Annotated in this window: 25 protein-coding genes and 2 pseudogenes; 18 read left to right on the forward strand and 9 right to left on the reverse strand. The window is 60.7% G+C overall.

What is annotated here, in order from left to right; genetic code table 11:
- The 6 genes from F4V60_RS02020 to F4V60_RS02045 are packed head-to-tail and all read right to left on the reverse strand — an operon-like array spanning window position 1 to window position 3085.
- Window positions 1-576 carry a hypothetical protein gene (locus tag F4V60_RS02020; RefSeq protein ID WP_075729099.1) on the reverse strand — a complete coding sequence of 192 codons (576 nt, stop codon included), beginning with the start codon at window positions 574-576 and terminating at the stop codon, window positions 1-3.
- Window positions 569-1174, reverse strand: a complete 606-nt coding sequence (locus F4V60_RS02025) for a DUF6286 domain-containing protein (protein ID WP_075729100.1) — start codon at window positions 1172-1174, stop codon at window positions 569-571. Before F4V60_RS02025 ends, F4V60_RS02020 begins: the two co-directional genes overlap by 8 nt.
- Window positions 1167-1997, reverse strand: coding sequence for an Asp23/Gls24 family envelope stress response protein (locus tag F4V60_RS02030; RefSeq protein WP_075729101.1), 831 nt, complete (start codon window positions 1995-1997; stop codon window positions 1167-1169). Before F4V60_RS02030 ends, F4V60_RS02025 begins: the two co-directional genes overlap by 8 nt.
- Window positions 1997-2185 (reverse strand): DUF2273 domain-containing protein, encoded by a 189-nt coding sequence (locus F4V60_RS02035; RefSeq protein ID WP_075729102.1) that lies wholly within the window; start codon window positions 2183-2185, stop codon window positions 1997-1999. Before F4V60_RS02035 ends, F4V60_RS02030 begins: the two co-directional genes overlap by 1 nt.
- Before the next feature lie 53 nt (window positions 2186-2238).
- Entirely contained in the window at window positions 2239-2562 is a 324-nt protein-coding gene (locus F4V60_RS02040) for a hypothetical protein (RefSeq protein ID WP_075729103.1), read from the reverse strand.
- A gap of 4 nt (window positions 2563-2566) precedes the next feature.
- Window positions 2567-3085: an Asp23/Gls24 family envelope stress response protein gene (locus F4V60_RS02045; protein ID WP_075730988.1), complete on the reverse strand. Its 519-nt coding sequence runs from the start codon at window positions 3083-3085 to the stop codon at window positions 2567-2569.
- Window positions 3086-3740: 655 nt separating this feature from the next.
- On the opposite strand from F4V60_RS02045, the gene rpsJ reads away from it, so the two are divergent.
- From rpsJ to F4V60_RS02105, 12 genes and pseudogenes are all read left to right on the forward strand, one after another.
- Window positions 3741-4046: a 30S ribosomal protein S10 gene (rpsJ, locus tag F4V60_RS02050; protein ID WP_003848085.1), complete on the forward strand. Its 306-nt coding sequence runs from the start codon at window positions 3741-3743 to the stop codon at window positions 4044-4046.
- A 32-nt stretch (window positions 4047-4078) separates the two neighbouring features.
- A complete protein-coding gene (rplC, locus tag F4V60_RS02055; RefSeq protein ID WP_075729104.1) occupies window positions 4079-4735 on the forward strand; it encodes a 50S ribosomal protein L3 in 657 nt (218 codons plus the stop codon).
- Window positions 4732-5385, forward strand: coding sequence for a 50S ribosomal protein L4 (gene rplD, locus F4V60_RS02060; RefSeq protein ID WP_075729105.1), 654 nt, complete (start codon window positions 4732-4734; stop codon window positions 5383-5385). The genes rplC and rplD overlap by 4 nt, the downstream gene beginning before the upstream one ends.
- Window positions 5386-5691, forward strand: a complete 306-nt coding sequence (rplW, locus tag F4V60_RS02065) for a 50S ribosomal protein L23 (RefSeq protein ID WP_075729106.1) — start codon at window positions 5386-5388, stop codon at window positions 5689-5691.
- Between the two features lie 25 nt (window positions 5692-5716).
- Window positions 5717-6553 (forward strand): 50S ribosomal protein L2, encoded by an 837-nt coding sequence (gene rplB, locus F4V60_RS02070; RefSeq protein WP_075729107.1) that lies wholly within the window; start codon window positions 5717-5719, stop codon window positions 6551-6553.
- Window positions 6554-6566: 13 nt separating this feature from the next.
- A complete protein-coding gene (gene rpsS / locus F4V60_RS02075; RefSeq protein ID WP_075729108.1) occupies window positions 6567-6845 on the forward strand; it encodes a 30S ribosomal protein S19 in 279 nt (92 codons plus the stop codon).
- A gap of 3 nt (window positions 6846-6848) precedes the next feature.
- Window positions 6849-7211, forward strand: a complete 363-nt coding sequence (rplV, locus tag F4V60_RS02080) for a 50S ribosomal protein L22 (RefSeq protein ID WP_075729109.1) — start codon at window positions 6849-6851, stop codon at window positions 7209-7211.
- On the forward strand, window positions 7211-7957 hold the full coding sequence (rpsC, locus tag F4V60_RS02085; protein ID WP_075729110.1) for a 30S ribosomal protein S3: 747 nt from the start codon (window positions 7211-7213) through the stop codon (window positions 7955-7957). Before rplV ends, rpsC begins: the two co-directional genes overlap by 1 nt.
- Window positions 7958-7960: 3 nt before the next feature.
- Window positions 7961-8377, forward strand: a complete 417-nt coding sequence (gene rplP, locus F4V60_RS02090) for a 50S ribosomal protein L16 (RefSeq protein WP_075729111.1) — start codon at window positions 7961-7963, stop codon at window positions 8375-8377.
- Window positions 8377-8607 (forward strand): 50S ribosomal protein L29, encoded by a 231-nt coding sequence (rpmC, locus tag F4V60_RS02095; RefSeq protein WP_075729112.1) that lies wholly within the window; start codon window positions 8377-8379, stop codon window positions 8605-8607. Before rplP ends, rpmC begins: the two co-directional genes overlap by 1 nt.
- Before the next feature lie 2 nt (window positions 8608-8609).
- The gene (gene rpsQ / locus F4V60_RS02100) at window positions 8610-8906 is read left to right on the forward strand and encodes a 30S ribosomal protein S17 (RefSeq protein WP_075729113.1); all 297 of its coding nucleotides are present in this window, start codon (window positions 8610-8612) and stop codon (window positions 8904-8906) included.
- A gap of 289 nt (window positions 8907-9195) precedes the next feature.
- Window positions 9196-9914, forward strand: a pseudogene (locus F4V60_RS02105) (IS6 family transposase).
- Window positions 9915-10040: 126 nt separating this feature from the next.
- Here the strand turns inward: F4V60_RS02105 and F4V60_RS02110 are convergent.
- A complete protein-coding gene (locus F4V60_RS02110) occupies window positions 10041-10505 on the reverse strand; it encodes a recombinase family protein (RefSeq protein WP_232315959.1) in 465 nt (154 codons plus the stop codon).
- 227 nt (window positions 10506-10732) lie between these two features.
- Here F4V60_RS02110 and F4V60_RS02115 point away from each other — a divergent pair, with 227 nt between their 5' ends.
- Genes F4V60_RS02115 through F4V60_RS12490 form a run of 3 tightly spaced genes read left to right on the forward strand, consistent with a single transcriptional unit; the run spans window position 10733 to window position 12172 of the window.
- Window positions 10733-11122 carry an ArsR/SmtB family transcription factor gene (locus tag F4V60_RS02115; protein WP_075729114.1) on the forward strand — a complete coding sequence of 130 codons (390 nt, stop codon included), beginning with the start codon at window positions 10733-10735 and terminating at the stop codon, window positions 11120-11122.
- Window positions 11112-11996 carry a permease gene (locus tag F4V60_RS02120; RefSeq protein WP_075729115.1) on the forward strand — a complete coding sequence of 295 codons (885 nt, stop codon included), beginning with the start codon at window positions 11112-11114 and terminating at the stop codon, window positions 11994-11996. The genes F4V60_RS02115 and F4V60_RS02120 overlap by 11 nt, the downstream gene beginning before the upstream one ends.
- A gap of 32 nt (window positions 11997-12028) precedes the next feature.
- A complete protein-coding gene (locus tag F4V60_RS12490) occupies window positions 12029-12172 on the forward strand; it encodes a hypothetical protein (RefSeq protein WP_170216867.1) in 144 nt (47 codons plus the stop codon).
- Between the two features lie 124 nt (window positions 12173-12296).
- Here the strand turns inward: F4V60_RS12490 and F4V60_RS02125 are convergent, their stop codons facing one another.
- The gene (locus F4V60_RS02125) at window positions 12297-12716 is read right to left on the reverse strand and encodes an arsenate-mycothiol transferase ArsC (RefSeq protein ID WP_075729116.1); all 420 of its coding nucleotides are present in this window, start codon (window positions 12714-12716) and stop codon (window positions 12297-12299) included.
- On the reverse strand, window positions 12713-13831 hold the full coding sequence (arsB, locus tag F4V60_RS02130) for an ACR3 family arsenite efflux transporter (RefSeq protein ID WP_075729117.1): 1119 nt from the start codon (window positions 13829-13831) through the stop codon (window positions 12713-12715). The genes F4V60_RS02125 and arsB overlap by 4 nt, the downstream gene beginning before the upstream one ends.
- A gap of 80 nt (window positions 13832-13911) precedes the next feature.
- On the opposite strand from arsB, the gene F4V60_RS02135 reads away from it, so the two are divergent.
- The 3 genes and pseudogenes from F4V60_RS02135 to F4V60_RS12590 all read left to right on the forward strand — a co-directional run.
- Window positions 13912-14259, forward strand: coding sequence for an ArsR/SmtB family transcription factor (locus F4V60_RS02135; RefSeq protein WP_075729118.1), 348 nt, complete (start codon window positions 13912-13914; stop codon window positions 14257-14259).
- Window positions 14260-14292: 33 nt separating this feature from the next.
- Window positions 14293-15288 (forward strand): ArsO family NAD(P)H-dependent flavin-containing monooxygenase, encoded by a 996-nt coding sequence (locus tag F4V60_RS02140; RefSeq protein WP_075729119.1) that lies wholly within the window; start codon window positions 14293-14295, stop codon window positions 15286-15288.
- Between the two features lie 666 nt (window positions 15289-15954).
- Window positions 15955-16178: pseudogene (locus F4V60_RS12590) on the forward strand (IS6 family transposase); the annotation flags it as partial.

Here is a 16178-nt window from a genome sequence, read left to right on the forward strand (position 1 = left end):
CTACTTGCCGGCTGCCTTCTGAGAGCGGACCTTGGTGTAGTGGACTTTGTAAACGGTATCGAGCTCGGAGGCGTCGAAAGCCGCGCGGAAGTCGCTTTCGTTATCCACGATGGCCTCAGTGATGGCTGCCAGCGAGGTATCGGGGTTAGCTACCACGGTGTATTGCAGCGCGCGGTGCCCTCGGTCAAAGGCCACGAGCTGTTCCACTTTGTCCACGCCGGAAAGCTGGGTGATGGTGGCTCCCACGGCGCCAGCCACGGCGGGCATGGAGATGGCAATGGCGCCATCGTGGTCAGAGCTGGTTGAGGTGACGGTGTTAAAGCGGTGGTGCCGGATGTTGGAGATGATGATCCACAGGGCGCACAGGGCGAGAACCACCGTCGCGGTTCCCAGCGCAAAGGGCCACCACGCCGCCGAAGGAAGGGAACGCCACTCGTCGTGATCGATCCAGGCGGCGAGGTAGACCGCCCAAGACACGCCGAAGTGCACGAGGATGGGCCAAGTGCCTAAGGCGATAAGGATGAGCCCGAGCAATCCGAGCAAGAAGCGGTCGAGTGCAGCGAGTTTCTTAGACATTGGAATCGAGCTCCGGAATCTGATCGACGGCAACTGAGATCTGGGCAGGTGCCTGCAATGAGGAAAGCTCCTGCGCAATGGTCTCGTGCACACGCTCGCCCAGGGTGGCATCCTCGACGTCACCGTTGACCACAACGTCAACCTTGACGGACTTACGCTTCTTCTTTACCTGCGTGCGCGCGGCGGCGACCCCGGGTTCACGCCGGGCGCTGGCGGAGGCGAGCCGGGCTATGTCCACTGGGCGCATCCATACGGAGGCGTTGTCCGCGACAACGCGGAGGTGAGTGTGGCGGCGGGGTTTGAGGGAAATTATGACAAGGAGGATTCCGAGCGCGATGCTGGCACCGCCCGCCCACAACATCCACGGGCGCAACGTGCCGGCGGCCATGAGATCGATGAAAGGATCGATCCAGGAGCGGGCATTGGCTTGCGCGCTCACCAGCCAGGTTTCACGGCCGGCCACTCCGGCCAAGGCTAAAAGGACGATGCCAAGAATGACAGCCCAGGAGCGCGCGGCGGGTGAGGCCAATGGTTCTTGACCAAAGCCGCGACCGGTGGTGGCGGATTCTTTCTTGGGGGTGCGCGGGGTCTCAGACAAGGGGCGTACCTGCCTTCCAGCGGGGGTTAATGGTAATCGCGCGCAGCGGCTCGGGCAGCGGCGCATAAACATGGGCCGTGTGTCGTGGCACTGGGTCGATGTATACGCGGCGCAGGCGCACAGCGCGTGGCACGCTAACAGGACGCAGGCTCATGGGTGGCGGAGTCAGCACCGGCGACGTTTCAACGTCGACCCGAGGCGGAGCAATGCTGCGTAGGGGCTGCGGAGCGGGGCTGGCTATTTCTTTCAAATCCAGTGGCGCTGGTGCCTGCGTAGCGCGCAGAATCATGGGGGCGGGGACGGCAATGGGTGGCGCTGTCACATGCTTGGGCGTAGACACTTCCCGCAGCGTTCGGTCGGGGCGCGGGGCTAAGGTAGGCCGCAGCGCCTTGGGATGCGGCGCAAGGATATGCCTTGGCTCGTGCGCAGACAGCTCCTGCGGGTGGGTGCCACTGGGATGTCCCCGCTTGGCGACGTCGTCTTCACTCACCCGGGGGCCAGGCTCCAACGCTCCCACGGTGATGTTGACGCGGCTGGTGAAATAACCCATATATTCGCGCACGGCAGCCTCAATGGCGCCGCGGGCGGCAACAGCGACTTCCGTGACGGGAGAAGGCCAGGTGGCTGCAATGTTTGCATCCACCGAGACGAGTTCACGTTCTGGATCGATCTGGACCAATAGGCGCGGATAGGCGCGACCGCCAATTCCGGCCAGCTTGGCGTCGATACTTTTGGTCCCCGGGACTTGGGCGATGGCAGCGCGTATAAGTGCTTCCACCGAGCGCAGCGAGAATCTTAGGTGGCCGTGGTCTCCGCCGACCATTAGCCGCGGCCTTTACCAATAAGGCCATTCCACACCGTGGTGAGGTCAATACGGCCGTCGAAGTGTGCGCCGACGATCCCGCCGAATGCCGCCAAGACCAGAGCCAAGACGGTGGGCCATAAGCCGAGGTGGATAAAAAAGGCGAGTATGAGCCCGGCGACAATGCCGAGCGTGGTGTAGTTCTTCATTCCTTTGTCCTTCTGCATAAGGCTAAGTAAGGCTAAATCGAGGCACGAGGGTGCTAGCTCGCAACCGCATCCGCAAAGACAACATCCACCCTGCGCAATTGCGGGCAGGTGTCTAGGGCTGCGGAGCGAATGCTGGGGGCGAGGGTGCCGATGGGAACACCTGCGGAGGTATCCAAAGCAATATAAATCCGCAGGTGTGTGTCGTCCCGAGGATCCGGGCGGCGGAGCCCAGTGACACGTTGCCCGGGAAAGAGCACGCTGACCTCACCGAACCTTCCGCCATCGAGCCTGGCTACCCCAGGTATCCGGGAAACGGCCGCGGCGATGGCATTCGCCTGCACAGCGGAAAGCTCGAAGCCGGGGCGGGAAGTGCTCATGATCCTATTCCTGGGTGGCTGGCAGGGTGGACTGCGTCTGGTTCTCGTCTGCTTCTTCCTTGGGAAGCTTGACGTCGTGGACCATGACGTCAACGCGGGTTACCCGCAAGCCGGTCATGCGCTCGATGGAGTTCATGATGTTGCGACGAATAGCCTCTGCCAATTCGTGGATTGCCACGCCATACTCGGCGATGATGGCGACCTCGATGGAGGCAGTAGCCTTGTCTACTTCGACGCTAACGCCTTGGCGAACGTCCTCGGAACCGCCGAAGGATTCGCGGATGGAACCCATCATGCGGGCGCCGCCACCGCCGAGAGCATAAACACCCGAAACCTCACGCGCGGCAATTCCGGCGATCTTGGAAACCACGACATCATCGATAATGGTGTCACCGTACTGGGTCTCTAGGTTATCGTTGGGCTCCTGCTGCGCGCTGTTAGCTGCAGCGGTAGCCGTATCAGCGGTGCTTTCTGCGGGCGCGCCAGCGGCGGTGTTGGAAGTGGAGGCGTTGTTCTCGGTCATCGTCATACTCTCTCTCGTGCTCTTTAGTTAGTTCATTAGGTTGCTACCTTTGACGAGCCTAGTGCGATGAAAATGAGTTGTGTGGTCCCGTGCAGGGAAATTTTCCAAAACGTGATTTCTCGCACTGTTTAATTCATCTCGCGCCAAAGGTTTGGCAAATAGCCATCTACATGGTTAAATACAAGGGTTGCTCTAACACGGCAAGGCGTATCTACCGCAAGGTAGAGGGCATTGTTGCTGGTAGGGCGAACATGACATCTTCGCAGTTGGGCATCTTTTGATGTGTAACTAGAAGGCTTTCAGATCGGGCAAGGTCCGCGCTTTAGCAGAGGCACCCCGAGACGAGAGGCCGGAGAAGGGGCATGGCAAATAAACAGCGGCAGTATACGAATGGGTATGGCTTGCCACGCATAATGCGTGTAAACCGTCCTCTTTCTATAAACATCTGACTTACGGGTCTTGTACCCCGTCAAGAGCGCTGCGCCTGGTTTGCCAGCCGTAACTCTTGGTCGTCATGACAGTCCAGAGAACTGGCGTTGAGCCCAGGCCCCAAGCCCGGACAACGTTATAGAGAAATCGAGAAGCAATTTCCCACCGCTTCACGCCTCGGATGAGCCGAGTATGTGAAAGTGGGGAAGCGAGGAAGAGGATAAGCGTGGCGGGACAAAAGATCCGCATTCGGCTGAAAGCCTACGACCACGAGGCTATTGACGCTTCTGCAAAGAAGATCGTTGAGACCGTTACCCGTACGGGTGCTCGTGTAGTTGGCCCAGTGCCGCTCCCAACCGAGAAGAACGTATACGCCGTTATCCGTTCTCCACACAAGTACAAGGACTCTCGCGAGCACTTCGAGATGCGTACTCACAAGCGCCTCATCGACATTCTCGACCCGACTCCGAAGACCGTAGACGCTTTGATGCGCATCGATCTTCCGGCAAGTGTCGACGTGAATATTCAGTGATCGACGAATAGAACTTTGGTGGAGAACTAACAATGAGTGAAAACGAGATCAAGGGCATTCTGGGCAAGAAGCTCGGCATGACCCAGGTCTTCGACGAGGAGAACCGCGTAGTTCCGGTTACCGTCGTCGAAGCTGGGCCCTGCGTGGTTACCCAGATTCGCACCGCAGACAAAGATGGCTACAACGCCATCCAGATCGCCTTCGGCGAGATCGATCCGCGCAAGGCCAACAAGCCTGCAGCAGGTCACTTCCAGAAGGCTGGCGCTACCCCGCGCCGCCACGTAGCCGAGATCCGCATGGATGACACCTCCGCATACGAGGTCGGCCAAGAGGTAAAGGTTGACATCTTCGAGGGCATCACCTTCGTCGACGTCACCGGCACCAGCAAGGGCCACGGCTACGCTGGCGCTATGAAGCGCCACGGCTTCAAGGGTCAGGGCGCTTCCCACGGTAACCAGGCCGCTCACCGCCGCGTTGGTGGCATCGGTGGCGCCTCTACCCCGGGCCGCGTCTTCAAGGGTAAGCGCATGGCTGGCCGCATGGGCCAGGACCGCGTGACCACCCAGAACCTGAAGATTCAGAAGATCGATAGCGAGTCCAACTTGCTGCTCATCAAGGGTGCTATCCCTGGTGCGCGCGGCGGCCTCGTTACCGTTAAGACCGCAGTGAAGGGCGGTGCACACGCATGAGCAACCTCAAGCTAGACGTCCAGACCGCTGAGGGTAAGACCAACGGCTCTGTCGAGTTGCCAGCAGAGATCTTTGACACCGAGGCATCAGTTGCTTTGATGCACCAGGTTGTCACCGCTCAGCTTGCAGCTGCACGCCAGGGCACCCACAAGACCAAGACCCGCGCCGAGGTCCGTGGCGGCGGCCGTAAGCCTTTCCGTCAGAAGGGCACCGGCCGTGCACGTCAGGGCTCCATCCGCGCACCGCACTACACCGGTGGCGGCATTTCTCACGGTCCCGTGCCGCGCAACTACGCGCAGCGCACTCCGAAGAAAATGATCAAGGCAGCCCTTTTCGGCGCACTGTCCGATCGTGCTCGCAACGCACGCATCCACGTCATCGAAGACCTCGTACCGGGCCAGAACCCGTCTACCAAGTCTGCAAAGGCTTTCCTCGAGCGTCTGACCGAGCGCAAGAACGTGCTCCTGGTCATCGGACGCGAAGACCTTAACGCTCGTCGCAGCGCTTCGAACCTTGCCAACGTCCAGATCTTGGACGCCGGCCAGCTCAACGCCTACGACGTTCTTTACTCCGATGATGTTGTGTTCTCCGTTGAGGCACTGCACACCTTCGTCAACCGCGTTAATGGCGCGGACAAGGAGGAGAAGTAAATGGCTAAGCTCGTAGACCCGCGCGACATCATTCTCGCGCCCGTTGTATCCGAGAAGTCCTATGGCCTCATGGAGCAGAACGTTTACACGTTCTACGTCTCCACTGACTCCAACAAGACCCAAATCAAAGAAGCCGTCGAGCGCATCTTTGGCGTCAAGGTTGACTCCGTAAACACCGTTAACCGTGCAGGTAAGCGTAAGCGCACCCGCACCGGCTTCGGTCAGCGTAAGTCCACCAAGCGCGCCTATGTTTCGCTTCGTGAAGGCAGCGACTCCATCGACATCTTCGGCGGCGCAACCGCCTAAGATGCTCGAGAAGTAAGGAAGAATTATGGCTATTCGTAAATACAAGCCGACAACTCCGGGTCGCCGCGCATCCTCCGTATCCGAGTTCGAGGAGCTAACCCGCTCGACTCCGGAGAAGTCCCTGCTGCGCCCGCTGAGCAAGACTGGTGGTCGTAACAACCACGGCCGCATCACCACCCGCCACATCGGTGGTGGACACAAGCGCCGCTACCGTCTCATCGACTTCCGCCGCACCGACAAGGACGGCGTTGCCGCTAAGGTCGCTCACATCGAGTATGACCCAAACCGCACCGCCAACATTGCTCTGCTGCACTACGTCGATGGCGAGAAGCGCTACATCATCGCCCCTAAGGGCCTGAAGCAGGGTGCCATCGTCGAGGCTGGTGCTAATGCGGACATCAAGGTTGGCAACAACCTTCCGCTGCGCAACATCCCGACCGGTACCACCATCCACGCCGTGGAGCTCAAGCCGGGCGCAGGCGCTAAGCTTGCTCGTTCGGCCGGCGCGTCCGTCCTGCTGCTGGGTAAGGAAGGAAACTACGCAATCCTGCGTATGCCTTCTTCCGAAATCCGCCGCGTGGACATCCGCTGCCGCGCTACCGTCGGTGCCGTCGGCAACGCTGACCAGATGAACATCCGTTGGGGTAAGGCCGGACGCCTCCGCTGGAAGGGCGTTCGCCCGACCGTCCGTGGTGTCGTTATGAACCCGGTCGACCACCCGCACGGTGGTGGTGAAGGTAAGACCTCCGGTGGTCGTCACCCGGTTTCCCCTTGGGGAACCAAGGAGGGTCGTACCCGCAACCCGAACCGTTACTCCAACAACATGATCGTGCGCCGTCGTCGCCCGAACAAGAAGCGCTAAGAGGAGGTAAACAATGCCACGCAGCCTTAAGAAGGGCCCGTTCGTCGATGAGCACCTCCTCAACAAGGTGGATGCCCAGAACGAAGCAGGCACCAAGAAGGTCATCAAGACCTGGTCTCGCCGTTCGACCATTCTTCCGGATTTCATTGGTCATACTTTCGCCGTCCATGACGGTCGCAAGCACGTGCCGGTATTCGTAGAAGATTCCATGGTCGGTCACAAGCTCGGTGAGTTTGCACCAACCAAGACCTTTAAGGGTCACATCAAGGACGATAAGAAGGGACGTCGATAAGCGATGAGTGAAACAATCACCTCCGCATCCGCCACGGCCCGCTACGTCCGCGTTACTCCGATGAAGGCGCGCCGCGTCATCGACTTGGTTCGCGGTAAATCCGTAGCCGAGGCACTGGCCATCCTGAAGTACGCTCCTCAGGGAGCTGCCAAGCCGGTAGCCAAGGTCGTTGCATCCGCAGCCGCCAACGCCGAGAACAACTTCGGTCTGGATCCACGCACCCTGGTCATCTCTGAGGCTTATGCCAACGAGGGCCCCACCATGCGCCGCTTCCAGCCGCGTGCACAGGGTCGTGCATTTTTGATTCGTAAGCGCACCAGCCACATCACCGTGGTGGTCGAGAGCCAGAAGGAAGGGGCCAAGTAATGGGCCAGAAGATCCATCCTCACGGCCTACGTTTGGGCATCACTTCCGACTGGAAGACCCACTGGTACGCCGACAAGGACTACGCTAACTACGTAGCCGAAGACATCAAGATCCGTCAGTACCTCGAGAAGGGCCTCGACCGCGCCGGCATCGCCGACGTCGTTATCGAGCGCACCCGTGACCGCGTCCGCGTTGACATTCACACCGCCCGTCCGGGCATCGTGATTGGCCGCCGCGGCGCTGAGGCCGACCGCATCCGCCGCGAGCTCGAGAAGCTCACCGGCAAGATGGTCGCCCTCAACATCCTCGAGGTCAAGCAGGTCGACGCCAACGCAACTCTCGTTGCGCAGTCCGTCGCCGAGCAGCTCGTCAACCGCGTGGCTTTCCGCCGCGCCATGCGCAAGGCTATCCAGTCTGCCATGCGTCAGCCGCAGGTCAAGGGTATTAAGATCCTCTTGGCTGGTCGTCTGGGCGGTGCCGAGATGTCTCGTACCGAGCGCTACCACGAGGGTCGCGTTCCGCTGCACACTCTTCGCGCCGAGATCGACTACGGCACCGCAGAGGCCCACACCACCTTCGGCCGCATTGGCATTAAGGTGTGGATCTACAAGGGTGACGTCGTCGGTGGCGTGCGTGAATCCGAACTGAACGCTCCGACGCAGGGCCGTGGCCGCGGCGACCGTGGTGGTCGTCCGCGTCGCGGTGGCCAGCGTCGCCAGCGCGCACAGCAAAAGCAGGAGGGCTAATCCATGCTGATTCCTAAGCGCGTTAAGTACCGTCGCCAGCATCGCCCTACTCGTAGTGGCATGTCCAAGGGCGGTAACCGCATTAACTTCGGCGATTACGCTATCCAGGCCCTCGAGCCGGCGTACATCACCAACCGTCAGATTGAAGCCGCACGTATTGCCATCAACCGCCACATCAAGCGCGGTGGCAAGGTGTGGATCAACATCTTCCCGGATCGTCCTTTGACCCAGAAGCCGCTCGGCGTGCGTATGGGTTCCGGTAAGGGTCCGGTTGAGAAGTGGGTGGCCAACGTCAAGCCTGGCCGCGTTCTTTTCGAGATGAGCTACCCGTCCGACGAGGTTGCAATCGAGGCTCTGCGCCGTGCCGGCCAGAAGCTTCCCTGCAAGTTCCGCATCATCAAGAAGGAGGACCAGTTCTAATGGCAACCGGTACCCCCGCACACGAGTTCCGCGAACTCGACAACGCTGAGCTGGAAACTCGCCTCAAGAGCGCCAAGGAAGAACTCTTCAACTTGCGCTTCCAGAAGGCCACCGGCCAGTTGACCAACAACCGCCGCATCGGCACGGTCAAGCGCGACATCGCCCGCATTTACACCGTTCTGCGCGAGCGCGAGTTGGGTCTGTCCGTAGTTCCGGGAGCTGAGGCTTAATCATGAGTGAGGCAAACGTGACTGATTCCAACAATGCTCCTAAGAAGGAGAAAGGTGCGCGCAAGACCCGCGTCGGCTACGTGGTTTCTGACAAGATGCAGAAGACCATCGTCGTCGAGCTCGAGGATCGTAAGCAGCACGCACTGTACGGCAAGATCATGCGCTCCAACTCCAAGGTGAAGGTGCATGACGAGAACGAGACCGCCGGCATCGGCGACCGCGTTCTCATCGCCGAGACCCGTCCGCTGTCCAAGGACAAGCACTTCCGTCTCGTCGAGATCGTTGAGAAGGCTAAGTAAGACTTAGTCCTCCTCGCACAACTAGGCCCCGCCACTCGCACACATCGTGCAGGTGGCGGGGCTTTTTGCATGCTCAAACCTCCATAACCACGAGTGGGGGTGAGACGAGCGGGGAGCATTCCCCGAGAAAGAGAATCTGCGCCTAGGAATTGTTAGGGTGCTTAGAGCGAAGTAAAGCATCGCCCCTATTTCACTTCATTCCCCTAGTTCTCTCGTTCTCTGACCGTCTCTCTACGGTGCTGTTGCAAAGTTGGGGCAGTAGGAAAAGCGGCGTGAAATAATCACAGCCATGGGTATCTTCTCCGGTCGTCATTTCCCCCGTGACATCATTCTGTGGGCAGTGCGCAGGTCACTGCCGCTACGGGGTTAGCTACCGCGATCTGGAGGAAATGATGACTTCGGCGGGGCGTGCCGGTCGATCACACCACGATTCTCACCGCTGGGTGCAGAAATACGCCCCTGAGCTGAACAAGCAAACACGGTGGTACCGGCAGGTACCTGACTGGCAGGCCAGTTCCTGGCGGGTGGATGAGACCTATATCCGGGTCGGCGGCACGTGGTGCTACCTCTGATCTGGCGATCACCGCTGGTGGCCAGACCCTGGACTTTTACCTGTCCCCAAAGCGGAACGTGGCCGCAGCGAAGCGTTTCCTGGCCAAGGCCCTCGGATCCAATGCGTCAGCCGGGTATCCCAGAGTGATCAACACCGATAAAGCACCCTCCCTAGCCAGGGCAATCGCCGAGTTGAAGTCAGAGGGAATCTGCCCGCCAACAGTGGAACACCGGCAGGTGAAATACCTCAACAACATCCTGGAAGGCGACCATGGTCGGCTGAAGCGGATCCTCGGGCCGAAAGGCGCGTTTTAAGAACCGGACCTCGGCGTACCGGACGTTGAAAGGGATGGAGGCGATGCACTCATTGCGGAAAGGGCAAGGCACGATGTTTGACCTCACGGGCAACCGAACCCGGACGCGGTGATCCTCAACCGGGTCTTCGAGACGGCCTAACAACGCCCACACGCAGCGGCCATCAGGGAATGAGAAACTGAGTCTTCGCTGCTCTCCCCCCAACTTTGCAACAGCACCTCAAAGTTTCGGACACAGAGCGTCACTACAGGCCAGGATCTGGGGGTCTTAGGCCTCACCATCGTTGGCGGTGTGGGTCTCCACCGGTCGGGGCGGGAGGTGCCGGTCTTCTCCACGATCTTGCTCATCGAAAAGCCCTCGTTGCGCAGGTGCTCGGCGTAGCGGAGCTTGTCCGAGTCCACGACACTGGGCTATCGGGTCATCCGGGTTCGAAGAATCAACTGGCATGGGATCAGCCAGGGTGCGCACCCCGACGTTACGCTCCTGAAGATTATGGATCAGATTCAACGTATCGCGCACCGTGCGCCCCAACCGGTCGAGCGTGTGGACGACAATGACATCGCCTTCACGGGCCTGATCCAGTGCCTTGTGCGGTCCGGGGCGGTTGGTGGTGGATCCGGATTTCTTATCAACGTAAATGTATTTGCTGGCAATACCTTCCTGGCGCAGAGCGTCGATCTGTCGGTCAAGGTCCTGTTTCGCGGTCGACACCCGGGCGTAGCCAATATCCATAACCAAAATAGTGCCGGAAGTCTATTCTGTAGCGGACATTATGGGACATGGTTGTGGCATGACTTGTGGGACATGCTCCTCCTGGGACTATGTATTTTCAATCCATTGTCATTGATGGTGTCCCACCTCCTTGAAAGTGAGGCGCTCGGGAAAGGCCGGAAGGGGCCTCTTTCCCGACGTTCAAACCATTGCTTGAAATACAAGTGGTCGCTTGTTAATACCGGAGTGTGCTTACAGAGATTTCCTTATCCATCCCCGCGTCGGATCTCATTCCCGCCGAGCGGGCCCAGTTACTCGTGCCCACCCTGTCCGCGCTGTCGGATGAAAACCGGTTGACGATCCTGCTCACCTTGGCGGAGACGTCGATGACCAACCGCCAGCTCCATGAGGCCACCGGGATGAGTCAGGCGTTGGTCAGCCATCATCTGGCTGCCCTGCGCAAGGCCGGACTGGTGGACTCGGAGCCGATGGGTCGTGCCACGCTGAATTCGGTGTGTTGTGCTCAGCTGGCTGATCCGGTGCGCTGGCTGGCGCACCTGGCGACGTTGACGCCGGAGGGACAACGCGCCTGCTGCACGGACACCTCCCTGAGAGGCGAGGTCGTTGATGCTGATTAGCGCGCTCGGCACGTTCACTGTCCTCCTGGTCGAGCTGCTCCTGCTGTTTCTGGTGATCTCCTATGCGGTCGCGTTGATCAACCGGCGCTTCGGCCCGGAGCAGTTGCAGAGCTGGATGGCTGGTGGAGCGGTTCCCGGCCAGGTCAAGGGACTGGCGTTGGGGGCGATCACTCCGTTTTGTTCCTGTTCGACGATCCCGATGTTTGTCAGCATGCTCAAAGCCGGGGTGGCCTTTCGCACCACCGTGACCTACCTGATCGCTTCGCCGCTGCTCAACCCGGTTATCGTCGGCGGGATCTGGCTGATCTTTACCTGGCAGGTCGCGATCAGCTACGCGGTGATCATGGTGCTGCTGGCGCTGGGAGCACCCTGGGCCTGGACCGCGCTGGGCATGGAAGACCAGCTGCGCAAGGTCAAGGTCAAGGGCGGGCGCCAGCTGGACGGGACCCCGTGGCGTGGGACCAAACAAGAAACCCCGGCAGCTATCCGTCAGGCATGGGACGATCTTCGCCCCATGCTCCTTCCGATGATCATCGGCGTGGCCAGCGGTGCATTCGTCTACGGGGCCGTGCCCGAAGACGGCCTGGGATTTATGGCCGGTGGATACGTCTGGTGGCTGATTCCACTGGCTGCGGTGATCGGTATCCCGCTGTATGTCCGACTCGAGACGATGCTGCCGGTCACCCTGGCTTTATCGGGTGCCGGAGTGGCCATCGGCCCGATATTCGCGATGATGATCGGCGGGGCGGGGGCCTCTCCGCCGGAGGTCTCCAGGTTGGCGGCGGTGTTCAAGCCGAAACTGTTGGCTACCTTCGTGCTCACCATTCTGCTGGCGGCCATGCTGGCCGGCTACGCGATGACGATCATCCTCTAAACCACGTACCCCTACCGAAAGGACACACTCTCATGGGTTTCAAGGACCTGTTTACCAAGAAAAACTCCACCTCCGACTGCTGTGGCGTCGAGATCGTCGCCGACGACGACACCGACACCGACACCACTGAGACCACCAGTGACCAGGAGGAGCAGCACCCGCAGGCTACGTCCTAACCCGACACATCCCGGTCTCTACCAGCGTGTCTGGCTCCCGGACGAGGACTCTGACAGCCGGTGCAGACACCAACGACCCCGCGCGAATTCTGCGCGGGGTCGTTGGTGGTGTCAGGTGGGGTGGTCAGTTCTCGAGCAGCTCGGCGAGGAGCCTGCGTACCCGGGCGTCGATGTCGTCACGGACCAGACGCATGCGCTCCAGGCCCTCGATGCCACGCTGGGACGGCTCGTCAGTCACCCACCGCTCGCACGTACCGCGGGCACCGTCGGGTAGCTCCAGCTGGGCATCACCTCCCAGGATGATCACGCGGTCGACCTCGCTCAACAGTTGTGGATCTACACCCTTAGGGTGGTCTGCGGACATGTCGGCACCGGCCTCGGCGATAACCTCGACGGACTGGGGGTTGAGCTTCGTGCCGGGTGTCGTGCCGGCGGAGTGGATCTCGATCCGGTCACCGGCGTGCTTAGCGGCTAGGGCTGCGGCCATCTGGGACTTGCCGCCGTTGCCGACGCAGACGAACAGAACTGTTGGGTGGGTGCTCATGAGGTGAAGTTCTCCTTCTCGGATACAGCAGTCTGCGGAGACGGTGTCGAGGATACGGGTAGGGTCGGATCCTGGGGGAAGAGTTTCGGTCCCAGCCACAGCATGGTGTAGACCAGGCTGACAAGCACCGGGATCTCGATCAACGGGCCGATGGTGCCGGCGAGCGCCTGGGCGGAGGTCGCGCCGAAGGTGCCGATGGCCACGGCGATGGCCAGCTCGAAGTTGTTGCCCGCGGCGGTGAAGGACACCGACGCCGACTGGGCGTATCCCATGCCGGAGAGCCTGGAGATGGCCAGGGCGAGGAAGAACATGCCCACGAAGTAACAGAGCAGGGGCACGGCCAGGCGGGCCACGGTCCACGGTTGGGAGGTGATCTGCTCGCCCTGCAGGGAAAACAGCAGCACGATGGTATAGAGCAGGCCGATCAGTGCCAGCGGGGAGATCTTCGGCAGGTAGGTGTTTTCGTACCAGGCACGGCCCTTGGTTTTTTCACCGATGATTCGGGAGGCCACGCCGGCGGCCAGCGGGATGCCGAGGAATACGAGCACGGAAACCACGATCGACCAGAAGGAAAATTCCGCCGAGGTAGTCGCCAGGCCCAGCCAGGCTGGCAGGACCTGGAGGTAGAACCAGCCGAGTACGCCGAACATGATGACTTGGAACACCGAGTTGATCGCCACCAGCACGGCCGTGGCCTCCCGGTCACCACACGACAGATCACTCCAGACGAGCACCATCGCAATACACCGAGCCAGGCCGACGATGATCAATCCGGTGCGCAGTTCCGGCTGATCCGGCAGGAAGATCCAGGCCAAGGTGAACATGAAAGCCGGACCGACCAGCCAGTTGAGCACTAAGGACACGGTCATTAGGCGTTTGTCAGCGGTAATCTCACCGGCCTTGTCGTAGCGAACCTTCGCCAGCGGCGGATACATCATCACCAGCAGGCCAAGTGCTATCGGCAGGGAAATCCCACCGACCTCTAAAGCGCCCAGGGCGTCACCGATACCGGGGACGACCCGGCCGATGAGCAGGCCAGCGGCCATGGCGAGAATGATCCAGACCGGCAGGAAGCGATCTAAAAAGGTCATGCGTGGGCGGTGGTCAGAATTCATACGAGCCTTTCACAGTATTGACAAGCATCAATACAAAAAGTAGCCTTGATATCGATGCTTGTCAATATAGGATGGTTGGTATGACACTCTCGCAGACTCTTCCGCTGGCGGACTTGACCGCCTGTTGCTCACTGGGTGCTGGCCCCTTGACCAGTGGTGAGGCCGAACGCTACGCCACATTGTTCAAGGTGTTGGCCGATCCCGCCCGCCTGCGTTTGCTATCGCAGTTGGCGGCCGAAGGCTGCGGCCCGGTCAGCGTCGGGGAGCTGACAGAGACGTCGGGGTTGAGTCAGCCGACCGTGTCGCACCACCTGAAGCGGTTGACCGAGGCCGGGTTATTGGACAAGGTCCGGGTCGGCCGGACGGTGACCCATCAGGTGCGCCCGGAGCTGTTCGCGGAGCTGCGCACCGTGTTGCAGATGGACTGAACCACCACCGACGAGCAGGAGACGATCACACACGTGACCAGAAAACACTTCGAGGCGATCATTATTGGCGGTGGCCAGGCGGGGCTGGCCACCGCCTACTACCTGCTGCGAGCAGGCGTGGACACCCTGGTCCTCGACGATCAGGAGGATGCCGGTGGGGCGTGGCGGCATGTGTGGCCATCAATGACGTTGTTTTCCACCGCGGAGTTTTCCAGCCTGCCGGGCAAGCCTATGCCAGCCTACGAGGGGTTCCCACCGTCGGACCATGTCATCGACTACCTTGCCGACTATGAGCAGCGCTACCGGATCCCCGTCGAGCGCCCCGTGCACGTGGACCGCGTCGAGCGGGTGGATGGAGGCTACCGCCTCCACGCCGGTGATCGGTCGTGGACGGCTCCCCATGTCGTAGCCGCCACCGGTACCTGGTCTACTCCCTTCGTCCCGGCCTACCCGGGATTGTTTACCGGCACGCAGTGGCATTCGGCGAACTATCCCGGGGTGGGCCCCTTCCGGGGGGCGTCCGTGGCGGTGGTGGGGGCGGCGAACTCCGCCGCGCAGATCGCCGCCGAACTCACCGGTGTTGCCGAAGTCACCTGGTATACCCGGCATCCACCACGGTGGATGCCCGATGAGGTCGACGGGCGGGTGCTGTTTCGCCGGAACCGGCAACGCGCCCTGGCCGTCCAGCGCGGCGAGACCGATCCGGGGGCCGACTCGGAGCTCGGCGACATTGTCGTGCTGCCTGAGGTGCGCGCTGCCCGCGACGCCGGATGGTTGGCGGCGACGCCGATGTTTAACTCCCTCAACGAAGTACGGGCCGATCATCTGATCTGGTGTACCGGGTTTCGGCCGTCCCTCGGGCCGGTGCGCCGGCTCCTGGACGGCACGACCCCGAAGTACCCGGGCCTGCACCTGGTCGGTTACGGCGACTGGACCGGCCCCGGATCCGCCACGCTCACCGGGGTAGGCCTCTACGCCAAGCAGACCGCCCGGTCCATCGCGGACTCATTCGGCATGACCGTCAAGTAATCCCCGCCTGGCCGGCAACCCCGAGGGACATTCTGTCGTCAGCACAACGAGATGAGTGGAGTTTCGATCGCTGCAGGGAAACACCGGCACCTCATCCTCCGGGGGGGCCGAAAAGTGTTCCACATCTTCCTGCCCGGCGGAGTTTGAATGTGATCTGATCCGAGAGCGGAGACACGCCGGTCTGGAGGCTGCCTGGGCTCGTGGCCGCACGGGAAGCCGGCCACCACTGCTCAGCGGGGACAAGCTGCGCACCGCGCGGGAAAATCCGCGAGCAGATCAGTTACTACCCCTGGACCCTCGCGGTGGCGTGTAAGAAGTCGGTATATCTGTCGCCGGGACATCCCCAGCTCTTCGGCGACCGCATCGGCAGTGCTTACTCCGACTTTCTCGTGCTCAGCCAACCTAGCGATTACCCGTTCCTATGCTCGGGCCTGTTCCCACTCAGCTTCTGACATTTTCAGCCTAGTGCATATGACTACTGACCGGATGGTGTTCAGAAGCCGTCGTCACATCCCTGGTCACCGGGGGCCATCTGTGCCAACGCCTTCTGACTCTGACAGTAATTCTAAAACTGCCCTATTGGGGTGTACACAAGCGGAGAACGTCAAAGTTGGTGCTGTTGCAAAGTTGGGGCAGTAGGAAGAGCGACGTGAAATAATCACAGCCATGGGTATCTTCTCCGGTCGTCATTTCCTCCGTGACATCATTCTGTGGGCAGTGTGCAGGTCACTGCCGCTACGGGGTGTGCTACCGCGATCTGGAGGAAATGATGACTTCAGCGGGGCGTGCCGGTCGATCACACCACGATTCTCACCGCTGGGTCCAGAAATACGCCCCTGAGCTGGATAAGCAAACACGGTGGTACCGGCAGGTACCTGACTGGCAGGCCA

Source organism: Corynebacterium flavescens, assembly GCF_008693105.1.
Classification (GTDB): Bacteria; Actinomycetota; Actinomycetes; order Mycobacteriales; family Mycobacteriaceae; genus Corynebacterium; species Corynebacterium flavescens.

Coding starts and splice junctions, on each gene's coding strand:
- F4V60_RS02020 (WP_075729099.1), bottom strand. CDS start 576: ATGTCTAAGAAACTCGCTGCACTCGACCGCTTCTTGCTCGGATTGCTC.
- F4V60_RS02030 (WP_075729101.1), bottom strand. CDS start 1,997: ATGGTCGGCGGAGACCACGGCCACCTAAGATTCTCGCTGCGCTCGGTG.
- F4V60_RS02035 (WP_075729102.1), bottom strand. CDS start 2,185: ATGAAGAACTACACCACGCTCGGCATTGTCGCCGGGCTCATACTCGCC.
- F4V60_RS02040 (WP_075729103.1), bottom strand. CDS start 2,562: ATGAGCACTTCCCGCCCCGGCTTCGAGCTTTCCGCTGTGCAGGCGAAT.
- F4V60_RS02045 (WP_075730988.1), bottom strand. CDS start 3,085: ATGACCGAGAACAACGCCTCCACTTCCAACACCGCCGCTGGCGCGCCC.
- rplC (WP_075729104.1), top strand. CDS start 4,079: ATGAGTGAAAACGAGATCAAGGGCATTCTGGGCAAGAAGCTCGGCATG.
- rplD (WP_075729105.1), top strand. CDS start 4,732: ATGAGCAACCTCAAGCTAGACGTCCAGACCGCTGAGGGTAAGACCAAC.
- rplW (WP_075729106.1), top strand. CDS start 5,386: ATGGCTAAGCTCGTAGACCCGCGCGACATCATTCTCGCGCCCGTTGTA.
- rplB (WP_075729107.1), top strand. CDS start 5,717: ATGGCTATTCGTAAATACAAGCCGACAACTCCGGGTCGCCGCGCATCC.
- rpsS (WP_075729108.1), top strand. CDS start 6,567: ATGCCACGCAGCCTTAAGAAGGGCCCGTTCGTCGATGAGCACCTCCTC.
- rplV (WP_075729109.1), top strand. CDS start 6,849: ATGAGTGAAACAATCACCTCCGCATCCGCCACGGCCCGCTACGTCCGC.
- rpsC (WP_075729110.1), top strand. CDS start 7,211: ATGGGCCAGAAGATCCATCCTCACGGCCTACGTTTGGGCATCACTTCC.
- rplP (WP_075729111.1), top strand. CDS start 7,961: ATGCTGATTCCTAAGCGCGTTAAGTACCGTCGCCAGCATCGCCCTACT.
- rpmC (WP_075729112.1), top strand. CDS start 8,377: ATGGCAACCGGTACCCCCGCACACGAGTTCCGCGAACTCGACAACGCT.
- rpsQ (WP_075729113.1), top strand. CDS start 8,610: ATGAGTGAGGCAAACGTGACTGATTCCAACAATGCTCCTAAGAAGGAG.
- F4V60_RS02110 (WP_232315959.1), bottom strand. CDS start 10,505: ATGGATATTGGCTACGCCCGGGTGTCGACCGCGAAACAGGACCTTGAC.
- F4V60_RS02120 (WP_075729115.1), top strand. CDS start 11,112: ATGCTGATTAGCGCGCTCGGCACGTTCACTGTCCTCCTGGTCGAGCTG.
- F4V60_RS12490 (WP_170216867.1), top strand. CDS start 12,029: ATGGGTTTCAAGGACCTGTTTACCAAGAAAAACTCCACCTCCGACTGC.
- F4V60_RS02125 (WP_075729116.1), bottom strand. CDS start 12,716: ATGAGCACCCACCCAACAGTTCTGTTCGTCTGCGTCGGCAACGGCGGC.
- arsB (WP_075729117.1), bottom strand. CDS start 13,831: ATGAATTCTGACCACCGCCCACGCATGACCTTTTTAGATCGCTTCCTG.
- F4V60_RS02135 (WP_075729118.1), top strand. CDS start 13,912: ATGACACTCTCGCAGACTCTTCCGCTGGCGGACTTGACCGCCTGTTGC.